The organism is Aedoeadaptatus coli, assembly GCF_900343085.1.
Classification (GTDB): Bacteria; Bacillota; Clostridia; order Tissierellales; family Peptoniphilaceae; genus Aedoeadaptatus; species Aedoeadaptatus coli.
Map to the genome: position 1 here is coordinate 21,402 of NZ_OPYI01000011.1, position 15,957 is coordinate 37,358.

Here is a 15,957-nt window from a genome sequence, read left to right on the forward strand (position 1 = left end):
GTCACTCTACTAAGGTTAAGCTGCTATTTTCGTTTAATTCTTTTGAATTCTGAAGGAACCCATGTCGATGATCTCATCTGCCGTACGATTTAAAAATTCCGTATCGTGGGACACGACGATTAAAATCGCTCCGTCTCTCGCCATGGACCGCATAAGCTTTGAAATACTTACCATGTTTTCGAAATCCATTCCGCTTGTCGGCTCGTCAAAACCGATAATTTCCCGATCGCTCAATAAAACCGAAGCAATGGCGACCCGTTGCTTTTCGCCGCCGGACAAACTCATGGGATGGCGCTTTTTCTTATCCAAAAGGTTTAAGCGATCCAATATTCGTTCGCGCCTTTCCTCGTCGATCGTCTTTTGCCCGAGCACGATTTCCCCCGCCACGGTATCGCTGAAAAGTTGATGGTTCACATCCTGCATAACCAATGCGGAATGTGCCAGTCGTTTACGTCGCGATAGTGTCGATCCTTTAAACTCGATATCGTCTTTCGCACTATTTTCGATGCCGAGAAGGCTTCTGAGGAATGTGGATTTTCCACAACCATTGGTTCCGACGATGCCGTAAACCTTTCCTTTTGCAAGGCCAATACCTTCTACGGAAAATCCCTTGGCCGATCCCTCAAAAAAATGCTGTAAACAGTGGATTTTGAGATCCGAGCCGTTACACTTTCCCGACTTTTCATTTAACGCCACATGTTGCGTCGAACGTAACCCTTGGGCGTACAACGCTTTTTCGGAAAGATCCAAAAACGCACTTTTATTAAACGTTGTTTTCAGCCTTCCCTTCTCCATAAGATAAATTCTATCCACGAGATCCATAAGGTAATAAAGCCGATGTTCGGCAATCACTAATGTGATGCCTTCTCGTTTTAGCACATAAAGCATATCGTGTAAGGTTCGGGTCGTCTTTTCATCTAAATTTGACGACGGTTCGTCGAGGAGTATAATGGGTGCACCGCTTATATAGGCTGCGGCGATACTCAAGACTTGTTTTTCGCCGCCGGATAATTTAAAAATATCACGATTCATTAAATGTTCGATATGGAAAAGAGCGAGCATTTTCTCCAATCGCTCCTTCATTTTTTCGCGACAAAGGCCTATGTTCTCCAAATAAAAAACGAGTTCTAAGGTCGTATCCACATTGAAAAAATGGGTCTTTGGGTTTTGAAACACGCTGGCTATCATTTGGGACAGATCGGCCATGCTCATTTTTTCAACTGCACGACCGTCGATCAGAATCTCCCCTTCGAGCGATGCCCCGTCGTAAGAAGGGGCGATGCCGTTGATGGCGCGTAAAATGGAAGATTTTCCGGATCCGCTCTTTCCCGCGAGCAAGACGCATTCGCCGTCCGCCACAGAAAAGGTAATGTCGTGTAAGCTTTTTTCGGCCTCGCCGTACGTTAGGGATAAATGTTTTATCTCAAGCATAACCAGCCTCCCAATACAAAACCGAACACGCCGAGAAAATACACGAGATCGACGACGCCGCGTTTCACTTCCCGAAAGCGCGTTTTCTCTCCCTCGATGCCGATTCCCCGTGTTTCCGCCGCCATGGCAATATCATCGGCAATAGTCGACGATAAAATGAGCAACGGAATGCTTACATATTCCCCGTAGCGCAAAGGATTTTTCCACGTAATCCCTCGTATTTTCATCGCCTGCTTAATGTGATGATGTTCTTCCTTAAAGGAAGGAAAAAAACGAAACATGACGGCGACGGGGATGGCAATGGTTCGTGGCACATGGACGGTATCCATAGAGGTGATAATATCGCCTACGTCAGATGTTTGAATCAAGTATTTCCCCGCCATAAAGGGCAAATAAAACATTTTAACCACGACTAAAAGGGCAACAAACATTTTTAAAAATCCGGGAAGGGCCATGGCGCCTTCAAAATTCGGCAGGAAATAAAGAAGAGCGAAAACCAAAAAACCTTGCAATGATTCTTTTTTAAATCCGCTCAACCAAAAAAACAAACTGATCCACACCATAACGCCCCAGGCGAGTAGTCCAATGGGGTGTAATACGGTAAAGCTTACGAGCAGAGTAACAATGAGTTTCGTAATGGGGTTTGGATTAAATGAAACATGCTGCGTTCCATTCATTATGCAATGCCCGCCTTAATGAAGTGTTTTTTAAGCATGGTGCGGCCGATCCATGCGCCGACGATGCCGCCCATAAAGGCTCCCACGTAGACGATGGCCATATGGGGGTAGGTGATAAGTTTTTCAAGCGCTTGAACATAATCCGATCCCATCATGGCACACATTTCCATGTATTTTTCCTTTACTAAGAGCATTTGCATAAGGGATCCGCAAATCCACATGTTAAAAATACCAAAGGCGATGGCGTTATATTTAAAGGAACGATAATTTCCGCCTCGGCGAATACATTCGGCGATCAACATTACCACTAATGCGTGTACAGGCACCACGTAAGTATGTCCCATGACAAACATTCCGAGGGGCGTCAACATTCCGAAGATAAAAAGCGCCCAGGGTTTTTGCTCTTTCGCCATAAACAACATGACGATGACGCCGCTAACGATGCCGAGAATGGTCGGATAGATTAAAAATAAAATAGGGATCATGCCCATCATTCCGACGCCGAACATTACAATAGAATAGATAACGGCAAAGATCCCGATGGTAACGAGATCTTTGACCTTTAATTTTTCATTCTTCATACTTCCTCCTTCCTCCTAATACACAAAGGCTTCCGCCATTTCAGATTTTTCCATAAGGTTTCGGTAGGTCGGCGAGATCTTCAGCAGTTCGTCGTGCCTGCCTTCCCCTTCGACTTTTCCCTTGTTTAAGACGACGATTTTATCCGCTTTTTCCACGCTCTTTAAGCGGTGAGAAATGATGACCACCGTCTTATTTTGAATCAAATGGTTCAGCGATTGTTGAATGATCCGTTCATTTTCCACATCCAAGCTGGATGTAATTTCGTCGAGAATTAAAATAGGCGCATCTTTTAAGAACGCGCGGGCGATGGAAAGCCGTTGCCGTTGACCGCCGGAAAGTTCCTGTCCGTTTTCCCCGATGGCCGTATGGAATCCTTCGGGCATTTCGTCAATAAAATCCATGCAATTGGCCATACGCGCCGCTTCTTTTACTTCCTCGTCGGTGGCATCCAAACGTCCGATGCGAATATTTTCCATGACGCTCGTATTAAAGAGCATCACGTCTTGGAAGACGATGGATGTCTTTTTAAAGAGGGAGTCGGTGGAAACATTTTGAATATCGTAGTTGTCGATGCGAATGGCGCCGGAATCGTAATCGTAAAGGCGGCTCATGAGTTTTAAGAGGGTACTCTTACCGCAGCCGCTGGGCCCGACGAGGGCGGTAACGTCCCCTTGGAGAGCGGTGAAGTTCACGCCGTCCAGCACGTTCTTTTCGCCGTAGCCGAAGTGAACATCTTCTATATCAATGCTTACGCGACGAAGATCCACGTCTTTTCCCTTTTGGAGGGGCGCATCTTGAATAGAGGCTATATTTTCGACGCGAGGGGTAATGTGGCGAATTTCCAGAGCCGTTTCGCTGGAAAGATCAATTAAATCTTTAAGCTTCATGGCGGCGAGGACGTAGCCTACGACATAGAGTAAACTCACTTCCCCTTTGGCGAGAAGGTCGACGCCGACGTAAAGGACGATCCCGAGACTGATAAAGGAAAATAAATTCGATAGGGCCATAATGCCCACAGCTAAGCCTTCGGTCTTCATCTGGATCTTTTCGCTTTCGTCCATTTTGGTGTAAAGATCCTTTTGAACGTCATCCGTTAAATGGTAGCTTCTGATTTCCTGATGCAGCTCGATGGCCTCTTGAAAGTCTTCCGCATTGGCCCGCAGCTGATCGAAGAATTTTTGATTTCTCTTAATGCCCTCTCCTTTAAACGCGACGAGGATTAAGAGGCGTAGCGTCATGGGAAGAATGACCGCAAGGCCCAGCTTAACATTCCCTACCAACAGCATGATGCCGAGTATGGGAATGAAGAGGTAGAGCCCGTAAATTTTCGGAATAGCGTGGCTCATGGCGTGTTCGATGGCTTCCACATCGGACATAATGGATTGTGCCAAGTCGCTTAAATTACGTTTTGAGAAAAAGGCCAGAGGCAATTTCGCCAAAGTCTTCCCCAAATTTTCTCGCAAGTTCGCCGATTCTTTGTAGGTGGCGTTATACATGCGCTCGTATTCGACGAGAAGAGCAATAAATAAGATCACACAAATGCCGAGAGATAAAGCGAAATAAAGTGTTTTCGAATGGAATGTGCCTTCTAAAATCTGCTGACCCAGCAACATAAGAATCATGACGGGAAACATGGCGATGACGTTGACGATAAAGCTCGCCCACACGGCACACACCAATCCCTGTGCACCTTCTTCGGTTACATGGAATTTCTTTTTAAAGTGCTCTTTCATCGTTGATCCTCCAATCATTGGCCATGTTATAACGCAAAAGTTCCCGCTTGTAGTAGCTGTCTTTTGCCATAAGCACGTCGTGGCTTCCCCGCTCCACAACCTTCCCCTTTTCCATGACGAGGATTTCATCTACGTTTCGCACGCTCGTCAAGCGGTGGGCGATCATGATAACGGTTTTTCCCTCCATGAGCTTTTTAAAAGATGCCTGTAATTTGTACTCATTGTCGGCGTCGATGGCGGCGCTTGCTTCGTCCATCACGACGATTTTTGCATCTTTCAACATGGCGCGGGCAATGGCGATTCGTTGTTTTTCTCCACCGGAAAGGTACACGCCTTTGGCGCCGATTAAAGTGTGCATGCCGTTGGGAAGATTTTCGATAATATCCATGGAGGCGGCGTCTTTCAGCGCCTTCAACACCTCGTCTTCCGTGGCGCCGCCTTTGGCGACGGCGATGTTGTCGAATATGGAGCCGTTAAAGAGTTTCGGATCTTGGAAAATAAAGGCGATGTTTTCCGCCACGGCTTTTTCCGAATACTCGGATAAAGGTGTTCCGCCGATGAAAATGTCGCCGCCGTCGATTTTATAAAATCCGGAAAGCAATTTGGCGAGGGTGGATTTCCCCGATCCCGACGCGCCGATGAGGGCGTAGGTTTTGCCCCCGTCCAGGTTCAGGTTTAAATCCTTAAAGACGGGCTTATCTCCGTAGCCGAAGTCCACGTGGGAAAAGACGATATCCTCTCCGTCAAAAGTTTCCTTCGTTCCGAAGGCAATTTTATCTTTCAGCATGTCGTCGTACATTTTTTCTAAATTGGAGAGGGCGTAGTTGGCGTTAAAAATATACATGCTGGAATACATGATTCGCATGAGGGATGAAAAGGTGACCCCCGAAATAAAGAGCAGCATGATCAGTTCCACGTAGAAAGAACGCATATCGCCTACGCGGTGTAAGTATAATGACAGAGGAACCATGACGATGGCGATGACGCCGATTAAGAGCCATTGAATCGCCGTGTAAGGCAATTTGCAGGATTTGGAATAAGCATAGGCGTATTTTGCGTAATCGTGAATGGCGTCGTGAAGTGCTTTAAAGGATTGAACGTCGGCGCCGAAAATTTTGACAACTTGAATGCCCCGAATGTATTCCACCGTTTCGGCACTCATGCGCTTTAAGGCGTCTTGGTAAATTTGCATAAATTTCGTTTCCCCGCCCATCATGGATTTAAAGAGCAAACCGCCGATGACGATAAGGACGACGAGGGCAATGCCCAAACGAATGCTCACGTAAAAACCTAAGATCAAACTTAGAATGGGTACGACGAAGGCTTGCCCTAAATCGGGAATCATGTGTGCCACCGATTGGTGAGTTAACCCGGCGTTGTCGTCGATGGTTTTGCGAACGACGCCGCTGGGATTGAGATCGAAAAAGCGGAAGCTGGCTTTTGTCACGCCGTCGATGCCTTTTTTGCGAAGATTGGTTTCCACGTGAAATCCTAATTTATGGGATGCGATGCCCGATGCAAAATAAAGCAAACTGCCCGCTGTCAAGGTCATCATAGCGCGAATAGAGAGCGCCATGGCGTGGGCGACGTTGCCTTCTTGAATCAACGCCACCATAACGCAGTAGACGAAATAATAGCCCGCCACGAGACCTGCGGCGCTTGCAACGGATAAGAGCAGAGATAAGTAACCGTAACCCTTCGCCTCGGGTACATATGCGAATATTTTTTTGTAAATGGCCATAGGACCTCCTTCATCGTGATAATAATTATCACGAAATCTTGTAAAAAAACTTAAACCGACTTAGACTGTCGATTTAAGTATGTTTTGGGTGGCTGCGAGAAGAAGTTGGCGATGCTTTTTAAAATTTTCCCGTGCATCTAAAAGTTCGCTGCCGAGGATCATCGTGTTGATAAAATCCGTGAGCAAATCCAGCATGTCCTCATTCATCTGCACGCCCCCTTTGGAAAATAAAAATGCGTTTGATTCTTCCAGGGTTTGCTCCTTCAATTTTAAAAACAGCTTTTCCAATTTTTCGTTGCGACGTTTGGCGAGTAAAAACTGCACGTACACCGGCATATAGGGGTTGTCGTCGAGCATTTTCTCTACGATGCTCTCCGCAACAAATTTCGGATCGATCGGGCCGTCATAGCTTGCCATGGCATCCTTGATGATGTCGTTCCGGTAGCGAATGCCTTCTACCATTAAATCGTAGAGAATGTCGTCGACGCTTTTGTAGTAATGGTACAAGCCGCCTTTGGAGAGCCCCGTCGCCTCTACAACATCTTCCATGGTGACGTGGCTGTAGTCTTTTTCCGTTATGAGTTTTGCCGCCGCAGCTAAAATTTCTTTCTTTCGCGCCTCCGGACGTAAACGCTTTTTAACCATAACTTCTCCTCCCTTTTTCTGTTACCGACGTTTCCGTCGGTAACAATAATGTACAACGGTTTTCGTTTTTCGTCAATCCTTTTCTGCGCTTTTTTGCATTAGAAAACCCCCGGTTAGACCGGGGGTTCCGTTGCACTTCGATTGCAATTTGAACAATAAAAAAGCGACGAAGATATCATTCTAAGTCGCTTGCTTCATAACGTAAATTTTAATTGGTTAACTCCTGTATTTCTGTAAACACACACAAATGGTCTGAGTTGCTATGGGCTTTAAGCTCTATGCTTTTCACACCATACTTATTATTTGGTATTAAAATATGATCTATTCTTGTCCTAAAAGGCGATGGAATATCTATGTTCCATGTTCCAGAATTAAATTTCGGTGCATGCTCCAAAGCATCTACATGTGTTTTTATAGTATTAAGACGACCATGCTTCATTGTGGCATTGAAATCTCCAATTATAATCGAATCTTTATTATGCTTAGAAAGGTCTGAAATTAAATCTAAATCATTTTTCCAAATGCCCATTAACCCCGGAAGCGGAGGTGCCGTGTGCAATCCTATAATGGACGGTTTGCCCTTTGTAGTTGGAGATAAATAGACTGTTCCAAATCTCGTCATAGGTGTTTTCTTGTAAAAATTGTAGCGACCGAATGCCCTCTTTATCACGATTGTAACGGGAGCTATACTGCCCTCCGTCGGTTCCGAAACATAGACTTCATACTTTTCGAAATCAATACCGGCTTTTTTGAACAAATTAATGAGCCTGCTATTCGAATGATCCCCTTTTTCATATCCTCCAAGTTCCGGGAACACAGCTATATCAGCGTCAAATTCGCCGAAAATATCTCGGATGTTTGCCTCGTTTATATTGTCAGCTACATTCCATTCAACTAGTCTAATTGTCTGACCATCACGGCTTGTCTCGACTAGTTTATCTGTGCCAGTTCCTCCGAAAATAAAAAGCATTGAAAAAACCATTGATGAAATTAAAATTGAATTTGGCGTATCAAATTTCAATTTAAATCCATTCTTTAACAAGGTGATTGCCACTGCTAATAATGAAAAAAGGAACATTACAAGGCATATCATGGTAAAAAAAGAATATAAATGGGCAAATCCGAATGTTGTTGTGAGCATTCTATTTAATTTGTACTCCGAGAAAAAAGCATAGCTACATCCAAAAATGGCATAGATCAGAAGAAATAGGCAAAATAAAATGTCTCTCTTTTTCATAGTAAAATCCATTCTCCTTCACTGTATAAAATTGTTGCTCATCCTGTGGCGAGTAGCCTTTCTTTAACATATTTTCCCTTTATTTTCGTTTTTAAAATTTCGGCTCTTTTTCTTTGACAAAACATCAATTTTTACTCATCTTTTTGTAACCGCGGGAGAGGAGACAAGGCGTATATTAAAATCAGATAGCGGTAGCCAAAAAAGCGTCGAATGCCTTTATAAAGCAGACGTCGGCACCGTACATAGAAAAAAGCATAGAAGGAGGATGAAGATGAAGAAGTTACTTCTATTCGGCGGCGGTCTGGCTCTCGTGGCCCTTGCGGCGGCCTTTTGCATCGTACCCTACATGTCTTTTGCGAAAAGCGAGAAAAACGAGTGGAAAGAGCCCTGCTTAAAGACGGCGCGGAATTTTATTTTAAACGACTTTTGCGATTTCGCTCAGGACAAGGAATTAAGCACGACCAATCTGAGCAAAGGCTCGAAGAAGCTTCAACAGTTTATAAAAGACAAACGAGCCATGAATGCGTATCGTTGCGAGGTGGTGGGGCGAAAATACGTCCTTGAAAAGGCGATCTTCGAAGACGAAAAATTCATCGACAACGGCGACGGCACCTACGACGTCACCATGTGCGTGGATTTTTCCTTCTACGACGGCAAGGATCACGCCTCCGTGAATTACCCCTACAAAATCCATCTCGTCATCGAAGCGGGTGCACCCAAGGTTTTGGCGGCCATGGCCGGCGACACGGGGGCCTCTTGGTTAATCGACGGGGCTTATGGCAACACGACCGATAAATTGGACTACAGTTGGCAGCTTCAGGGAAAGAAGAACGCGCCCTACGATTTGGAAAAGGCGAGACAAGAACTGAAAGCCGATCTCGAAGCACCGCCGTGGCCGGGAGGAAAAGAGGAAGGATGAAACATTGCTCGAAGGACATGACGCGTCCTTCGGGCTTTTTTATTTCTCCCGTCATTTTTCCTTGACGAATGGCCTTGGGGAGCGTAGACTATTTGGTAGCGAAGATACTTTAATTTAGTGCGAGACACTAAAAAGGTCGCAAAACAGAATACACCTGTCCCGAGAGGACGGGTCTCTCTTTGTGCCTTTTACCTGTGTAAAAGCTTTTTTTATAGGAGGCCATATGCTGAAACATTTCATAGAACCGGATGATATGACAGAAAGAGAGTACGACGATTTATTTAGACTGGCGCAAGCAATTGCATCGGATCCCGGGGAGTACGCCCATGCGTGCGACGGAAAGATCCTGGCCAGTCTTTTTTTTGAGCCCTCCACGAGAACCCGCATGTCTTTCGACGCGGCCATGTACCGCCTCGGCGGCCAAGTGCTTCACTTAGGTGATGTCAAAGTCTCCAGCATGGCCAAGGGGGAAACGGTGCGCGACACCCTCCACATCGTGGATCAGTACGCGGACATTTGCGCCATGCGCCATCCCCACGCCTACACCCAACACAAGGCCGTGGACGTGCTGAAAAACATGCCCCTCATCAATGCCGGCGACGGGGATCACGCCCACCCGACACAGACCTTGGCGGATATTTTTACCATTCGCAAGCACAAAGGGGCCTGGTCCGGTTTAAAAATCGGTTTTTGCGGCGACTTGCGCTACGGCCGCGCCGTCCACTCCCTGTTTCAGTTTTTAAACCACTACGACAATGAATTTGTGTTTATTTCTCCGGAAGGGCTGAATATGCCGGAAGAATATTTGGACACGGCCCGCTGCCCCTACGAGGAAGTGGACAATTTAAAGGCCGTCATCGGGGATTTGGACGTGCTCTACATGACGCGGGTTCAAAAGGAGCGCTTCATCAGCGAAGACGAGGCCAAGCGCTACGAAGGTTCCTACTTGCTCAACGCCGAGGTGCTGAATGCGGGAAGTGATGATCTAATCGTGCTCCATCCCCTGCCGCGGGTCGATGAAATCGACGCGGAAATCGACAGCGACCCTCGGGCTCTTTACTTCGAGCAGGCGCAAAACGGCATGTATATGCGCATGGCTCTGATTCTGACTTTACTGGAGGCAAAAAATGAAGGTAATCAGTAACAAGGCGCTGGGCGAGGAGCTCTTCGTCCTCACCTTGGCCTACGAGGGCGAGGCGTCGCCGGGGCAATTTTTCATGGTGAAGCCCCGGGACCGAGCGAAGCTTTTGGGTCGGCCCATATCCATCTTTTCCTTAAAAGACGGCGCCCTTTCCTTCCTTATAAAAAAAGTCGGCGGCGGCACCGAGGATTTGGCGCGGCTCCTTCCCGGCGAGGAAATCGTGGCGGAAGGGCCATTCGGCCGGGGCTTTCCCGAAATAAAAGAAAAGACCCTCTTTATCGGCGGCGGCACGGGCATCGCCCCCTCCCTCCACTTGTTGGAAGGTGACAAAGAAAAGAAACTTTCCGTGGCCATCGGCCTTCGGGAAGAAAACGAGGCCCTTCAGGCCATTTACGCCCCCTACGGCGATCGGGTGAAATTTTATATCGGCGCCAATATTTTCGACGAACTTGCCATTGCAGACGAAGTGATCTACACCTGCGGTCCGGATCCCATGATGCGAGAAGCGGTGAAGCGGGCGAAGAACAAAATCTACGTCTCCATGGAAAAACACATGGGCTGCGGCTTCGGCGCCTGCTTGGCCTGCACCTGCGAAAGTGAGGGCAAGCGGGTGCGTGTCTGCAAAGACGGCCCCGTCTTCGAAGGGAGGGCAATCTATGCTTAAGACGGAACTTTTGGGATGCACCATGAAAAATCCCCTTATCGGCGCTTCGGGCACCTACGGCTTCGGCGAGGAATACGCCCCCTTTTACGATCCCGAAATCATCGGCGGCATTTCCTCCAAGGGCCTCACACTCAATCCTCGCCCGGGCAACACGGGGCAGCGGGTGTACGAAACGCCCTCGGGGATCATGAATTCCATCGGTCTGGAGAATCCCGGCGTGAAGCATTTCATCGAAGAAATTTTGCCCGAGATGCGGAAGATGGACACGGTGATTCTCGCCAATCTCGGCGGCCACAGCGTGGAGGATTACTTGATCGCCGCGGAAATGTTAAACGACGCGGATATCGACATGATCGAGCTGAATATCTCCTGCCCCAATGTGGCCTCCGGGGGCATGGCTTTCGGCCTACACTGTCAGGATGCGGCGGCCATTACGGCCAAGGTAAAGGAAGTGAGCCGCCACAAAATCGTGGTGAAGCTATCTCCCAACGGCGACAATCCGGCGGAGCTGGCGAAAGCCTGTGAAGCGGCGGGAGCCGACGGCATCAGCTTGGTCAACACCTTTCAGGCCATGGCAGTGGATGTGAAAAATCGACGCCCCGTTTTCGACAATGTCTACGCCGGTCTGTCGGGCCCGGGGATTTTTCCCATCGCCCTCAGAATGGTGCGGGACGCGGCTCGGGCGGTGAAGATTCCCGTCGTCGGCATGGGCGGCATTTGCTCGGCGGAAGATGTCATCGCCATGATGATGGTGGGGGCGCAAGCGGTGGAAATCGGCACCATGAATTTAGTGGATCCCCACATCGTGCCGAAACTTATCGCCGATTTGGAAACATACATGAACGAAGAAAACATCGGATCCTTGGACGAGATTCGCGGGATTATTTAAAGGAGCGACTATGTACATTCAATTAGAAGACGGCACCGTCTTTACGGGCAAACAGTTCAGCGGCAAAAAGCGCAGAGTAGGCGGTCGCTTCACCGTGCACAGCACCATGATCGGCCACGAAGAAGTGATGACGGATCCCGCCAATTTGGATCGCATCCTGCTCTTCACCTATCCACTGATCGGCGGAAGCGGCATGAATTTCGAAGACAATCAATCCGACGGACCGGCGATTTCCGCCTTTATCTGTCGCCGCGCCATGGAAAACGCCACGAATTTCCGCAGCGAAATGGATCTGAAGGAATACTTAAATTACTACGACGTGGTGGGCATCGAAGACGTGGACACCCGCGGGCTCATTCGCCACTTGAAAGAAACGGGGATGCAACGGGGCGTGATCACCGATCGCCTTATGACGCCCTCCGAAATGGACGAATACTTCGCTGAACAAAATCCCAACACCATCGAAGAAGTGAGCACCATCGAGGTCACGGAAATCGAAGGTGAAGGCCCCACCATCGCCCTCTGGGACTTCGGCGTAAAAGACGGCATTCTGGAAGCATTAAACGACGCGGGCTACCGCCTCATCGTCTACCCCGCCATGACCAATTATGAAACCATTTTGGACGATAATCCGGATCTCTTGTTCTTAAGCTCCGGCCCCGGCGTCGCCGCCCACTATTTGGATTTGGTCCATGACATCGGACAAATGATCGGCAAGCTGCCCATTTACGGCATGGGCCTCGGGGCTCAGTTTTTGGGCTTGGCCTTAGGCGGCGATTTGGTGAAACTCGCCTCGCCTCACGCCGGCGCCTCCATCGCCGTAAAGGGCGAAGGGGAGCGGGTGTATATGACGAGCCAAAACAGAGAGTACGGCATCGAGCACTTGCCGGAATCCGTGGCCATCAATTACAGAAATGTCGCCGACGGATCCGTGGAAGGCTTTTCAGACAAAGAAAACAACGCCGTGGGCGTGCTCTTCGATCCCTTCGGCCTGCCCGGCGCCCGGGATCTGCTCAGCACACAATTAGCCCTTATCAGTGAATTAGCCTAGGAGGAATTATGTCCCGTAATAAAGATATTCAAAAAGTACTCGTCATCGGCAGCGGCCCCATCGTCATCGGTCAGGCGGCGGAATTCGACTACTCCGGCACCCAAGCCTGCGAATCCCTTCGTGAAGAAGGGGTGGAAGTCGTCCTCGTCAATTCCAATCCGGCCACGATTATGACCGACAGGGAAGTGGCGGACAAGGTCTACATCGAGCCCTTGACGGCGGAAGTCATCGAAAAAATCATCGAACGCGAACGCCCCGACGCCCTCATCGCCGGCATGGGCGGGCAAACGGGCCTGAACCTTTCCATCGAGCTCTTCGACTCCGGCGTCTTGGAAAAATACGGCGTGGAAATTATCGGCACCTCCATTCCCTCCATTAAAAAGGGCGAAGACCGGGAAGAATTCCGTCAACTCATGGAAGAAATCGGTGAGCCCATTATCGAATCGAAAACCGTGGAAACCGTGGAAGACGCCGTGGCCTATGCAAAAATCATCGGCTACCCGGTGGTTGTGCGCCCGGCCTTTACCTTAGGCGGCACCGGCGGCGGCATTTGCGACACGGAAGCGGAGCTCAGGACCATCGCCCACGCCGGGATCCACCTTTCCCGCGTCGGTCAGGTCTTAATCGAAAAGTGCATTACCGGCTGGAAGGAAATCGAATACGAAGTGATCCGCGATTCCAAGGGCAGCTGCATCTGCGTCTGCAATATGGAAAACATCGATCCCGTCGGCGTCCACACCGGCGACTCCATGGTGGTGGCGCCGACCCAAACCTTGACGGATATCGAACACGGCATGCTTCGGGAAGCGGCTTTTCGTATCATCGAAGGCGTGGGCATCGAAGGGGGCTGCAATGTGCAGTTCGCCGTGGAGCCCAACAGCTTGCAATACGCCGTCATCGAAATCAATCCTCGTGTCAGTCGCTCCTCGGCTTTGGCTTCGAAAGCCACGGGCTATCCCATCGCCCGCGTGGCGGCAAAAATCGCCTTGGGCTTGGGCCTGGACGAAATCGAAAACAAAATCACCGGCACCCGCTCCATGGCCTTCGAGCCTTCCATCGACTACGTGGTGGTGAAGATTCCCAAGTGGCCCTTCGACAAATTCTTTAACGCCGATCGAAACCTCGGCACGAAAATGATGGCCACCGGCGAAGTCATGGCCATCGGCCCCACCTTTGAAGTGGCTCTTTTAAAAGGCCTGCGCTCCTTGGAAATCGGCGCCTTCAGCCTCCTCCACCCCCGCTTCAAAACCATGGACATCGCCACATTAAAGGAAAATGTCAAACGGCCCAACGACGAGCGCCTCTTCTATCTGGCGGCTCTTTTAAACACGGGCTACGACATTAACCGCCTCTCCAGAGAAACGGGCATGGACGCCTACTTCCTCAGGATCATTAAGCGCATCGTCTGCGTGGAAGCGGAATTGGAAGCCATGAAGAAGGAAGATCTGACGGAAGACAAGCTCCGCGAAATGAAGCGGTTGGGCTTCAGCGACGAAATCATCGCCAATCGCTTAAACGTCGGCGAAAAATTCATTCGCGAGCTGAGAAAGCTCTTCGGTATCGAAGCCAAGTACAGAAAAGTGGACACCCAAGGGGGCATGGCAGATGCCGAGGCCAATTATCTCTACTCCAATTACGAGGGCGAAGACGAATCCCCGGTTCACGAAGACAAGCGCCGCATCATCGTCATCGGCAGCGGCCCCATCCGCATCGGTCAAGGGGTGGAATTCGACTACGCCTCCGTGCACTGCGTCAAGACCCTGCGCCGAGAAGGCTACGAAACCATCATCATTAACAACAATCCCGAGACCGTCTCCACGGACTTCGACATTTCCGACAAACTTTACTTCGAGCCCCTCACGGCGGAAGATACATTAAACATTATCGAAAAGGAAAAGCCCGAAGGCGTCATCCTGCAGTTCGGCGGCCAAACGGCCATTAAGCTTGCCGGCGTCTTTAAAGAAGAAGGCATTCCCATTTTAGGCACGGATCCCACGGCCATCGACCGGGCGGAAGACCGGGAAAAATTCGACGCCATGTTGGAAGAGCTGAACCTCATTCGCCCGAAAGGCGTCGGCGTTCACGGCGTGGAAGAAGGCATGGAAAAGGCGGAAAGCCTGGGCTACCCCGTTCTCGTTCGCCCCTCCTATGTTTTGGGCGGCCAAGGCATGGAAATCTGCACCGCCGATGAAGATCTGCGCTACTATCTGGAAGAATCCTTCGCCATGGATCCCGAGCGCACGGTGCTGATCGACCAATACATTCAAGGCATGGAATGTGAAGTGGACGCCATTTCCGACGGCACCGACGTGTTCTTGCCGGGGATTATGGAACACTTGGAGCGGGCAGGGGTCCACAGCGGCGACTCCATCAGCATCTATCCCAGCAGGCACATCTCGAAAGAAATGGACGACGCCATTTTAGAGGCCACGAAGAAAGTGGCACTGGAGCTGGGCGTCATCGGCATGATTAATATTCAATACATCATTAAAGACGACACCCTCTACATGATCGAAGTCAACCCCAGGAGCTCCCGCACCGTGCCCTACCTCTCGAAAGTCACGGGCATGAACATTACGGAAATCGCCACGAAAGTCATGCTGGGCGACAGCTTAAAATCCATGGGCTACGGCACGGGCATCGGCCCCGTTTCCCCCACGACCTGCGTGAAGATCCCCGTCTTCAGTACGGAAAAACTTCACCGAGTGGAAGCCTCCCTCGGGCCCGAAATGCGCTCCACCGGCGAAGTCTTAGGCGTGGGCCGCACGGAAGAAGAAGCCATGGCCAAGGGCTTTTTAGCTGCCGGCACGGACATTGCGCCGAAGAGCCGCCGCGCCCTTTGCACCATTCGCGATCGGGACAAAGAGGAATTTTTGCCCATCGCCAAGTCCCTGGCGGAAGACGGCGTCATTTTCTACGCCACCAAGGGCACCAAGGCCTTCTTAAACAAACACGGCATCGACGCGGAAGAAGTGCGCCGCATCGGCGAAGAAGCCCCCACCATGATCGACTTGATCCAAGAAGGCAAGATCGACCTCGTCTTCAACACCCCCACCAAGGGCAACGACTCCAAGCGCGACGGCTTTTTAATTCGCCGAAACGCCATCGAATGCGACGTGGAACTCTTCACCAACTTGGACAAGGCCAAGGTCTATGCCGAAACCTTAAAGAACAATCCCTTGAAAGACGATCTGAGAATTTACGAAATCGGCGACTATAATTCCGAGTGCTGATTGCCTCATCGCTC

General features: G+C 49.7%; 13 protein-coding genes. 6 read left to right on the forward strand and 7 right to left on the reverse strand.

What is annotated here, in order from left to right:
* Nucleotides 1-33 precede the first annotated feature (33 nt).
* From DG046_RS06915 to DG046_RS06945, 7 genes are all read right to left on the reverse strand, one after another.
* On the reverse strand, nucleotides 34-1,431 hold the full coding sequence (locus DG046_RS06915) for an ABC transporter ATP-binding protein (protein WP_108831778.1): 1,398 nt from the start codon (nucleotides 1,429-1,431) through the stop codon (nucleotides 34-36).
* Entirely contained in the window at nucleotides 1,419-2,108 is a 690-nt protein-coding gene (locus tag DG046_RS06920; protein ID WP_108831779.1) for an energy-coupling factor transporter transmembrane component T, read from the reverse strand. Before DG046_RS06920 ends, DG046_RS06915 begins: the two co-directional genes overlap by 13 nt.
* A complete protein-coding gene (locus tag DG046_RS06925; RefSeq protein WP_108831780.1) occupies nucleotides 2,108-2,689 on the reverse strand; it encodes an MptD family putative ECF transporter S component in 582 nt (193 codons plus the stop codon). The genes DG046_RS06920 and DG046_RS06925 overlap by 1 nt, the downstream gene beginning before the upstream one ends.
* 15 nt (nucleotides 2,690-2,704) lie before the next feature.
* Complete coding sequence (locus DG046_RS06930) at nucleotides 2,705-4,423, reverse strand: ABC transporter ATP-binding protein (protein ID WP_108831781.1); 1,719 nt, start codon at nucleotides 4,421-4,423, stop codon at nucleotides 2,705-2,707.
* Nucleotides 4,407-6,164 (reverse strand): ABC transporter ATP-binding protein, encoded by a 1,758-nt coding sequence (locus tag DG046_RS06935; RefSeq protein ID WP_108831782.1) that lies wholly within the window; start codon nucleotides 6,162-6,164, stop codon nucleotides 4,407-4,409. The genes DG046_RS06930 and DG046_RS06935 overlap by 17 nt, the downstream gene beginning before the upstream one ends.
* Nucleotides 6,165-6,224: 60 nt before the next feature.
* Complete coding sequence (locus tag DG046_RS06940) at nucleotides 6,225-6,809, reverse strand: TetR/AcrR family transcriptional regulator (protein ID WP_108831783.1); 585 nt, start codon at nucleotides 6,807-6,809, stop codon at nucleotides 6,225-6,227.
* A gap of 208 nt (nucleotides 6,810-7,017) precedes the next feature.
* Nucleotides 7,018-8,046, reverse strand: coding sequence for an endonuclease/exonuclease/phosphatase family protein (locus tag DG046_RS06945; protein WP_159082089.1), 1,029 nt, complete (start codon nucleotides 8,044-8,046; stop codon nucleotides 7,018-7,020).
* Nucleotides 8,047-8,317: 271 nt separating this feature from the next.
* Between DG046_RS06945 and DG046_RS06950 the strand changes: the two genes are divergently transcribed.
* The 6 genes from DG046_RS06950 to carB all read left to right on the forward strand — a co-directional run bounded on the left by DG046_RS06950 (nucleotide 8,318) and on the right by carB (nucleotide 15,943).
* On the forward strand, nucleotides 8,318-8,965 hold the full coding sequence (locus tag DG046_RS06950; RefSeq protein WP_108831785.1) for a hypothetical protein: 648 nt from the start codon (nucleotides 8,318-8,320) through the stop codon (nucleotides 8,963-8,965).
* A 223-nt stretch (nucleotides 8,966-9,188) separates the two neighbouring features.
* Entirely contained in the window at nucleotides 9,189-10,109 is a 921-nt protein-coding gene (pyrB, locus tag DG046_RS06955; protein ID WP_199909595.1) for an aspartate carbamoyltransferase, read from the forward strand.
* Nucleotides 10,093-10,770 (forward strand): iron-sulfur cluster-binding protein, encoded by a 678-nt coding sequence (locus tag DG046_RS06960; RefSeq protein WP_108831786.1) that lies wholly within the window; start codon nucleotides 10,093-10,095, stop codon nucleotides 10,768-10,770. Before pyrB ends, DG046_RS06960 begins: the two co-directional genes overlap by 17 nt.
* Complete coding sequence (locus DG046_RS06965) at nucleotides 10,763-11,659, forward strand: dihydroorotate dehydrogenase (protein WP_108831787.1); 897 nt, start codon at nucleotides 10,763-10,765, stop codon at nucleotides 11,657-11,659. Before DG046_RS06960 ends, DG046_RS06965 begins: the two co-directional genes overlap by 8 nt.
* A gap of 10 nt (nucleotides 11,660-11,669) precedes the next feature.
* Nucleotides 11,670-12,710, forward strand: a complete 1,041-nt coding sequence (locus DG046_RS06970) for a carbamoyl phosphate synthase small subunit (RefSeq protein WP_108831788.1) — start codon at nucleotides 11,670-11,672, stop codon at nucleotides 12,708-12,710.
* An 8-nt stretch (nucleotides 12,711-12,718) separates the two neighbouring features.
* Complete coding sequence (gene carB / locus DG046_RS06975; RefSeq protein ID WP_108831789.1) at nucleotides 12,719-15,943, forward strand: carbamoyl-phosphate synthase large subunit; 3,225 nt, start codon at nucleotides 12,719-12,721, stop codon at nucleotides 15,941-15,943.
* Nucleotides 15,944-15,957 lie beyond the last annotated feature (14 nt).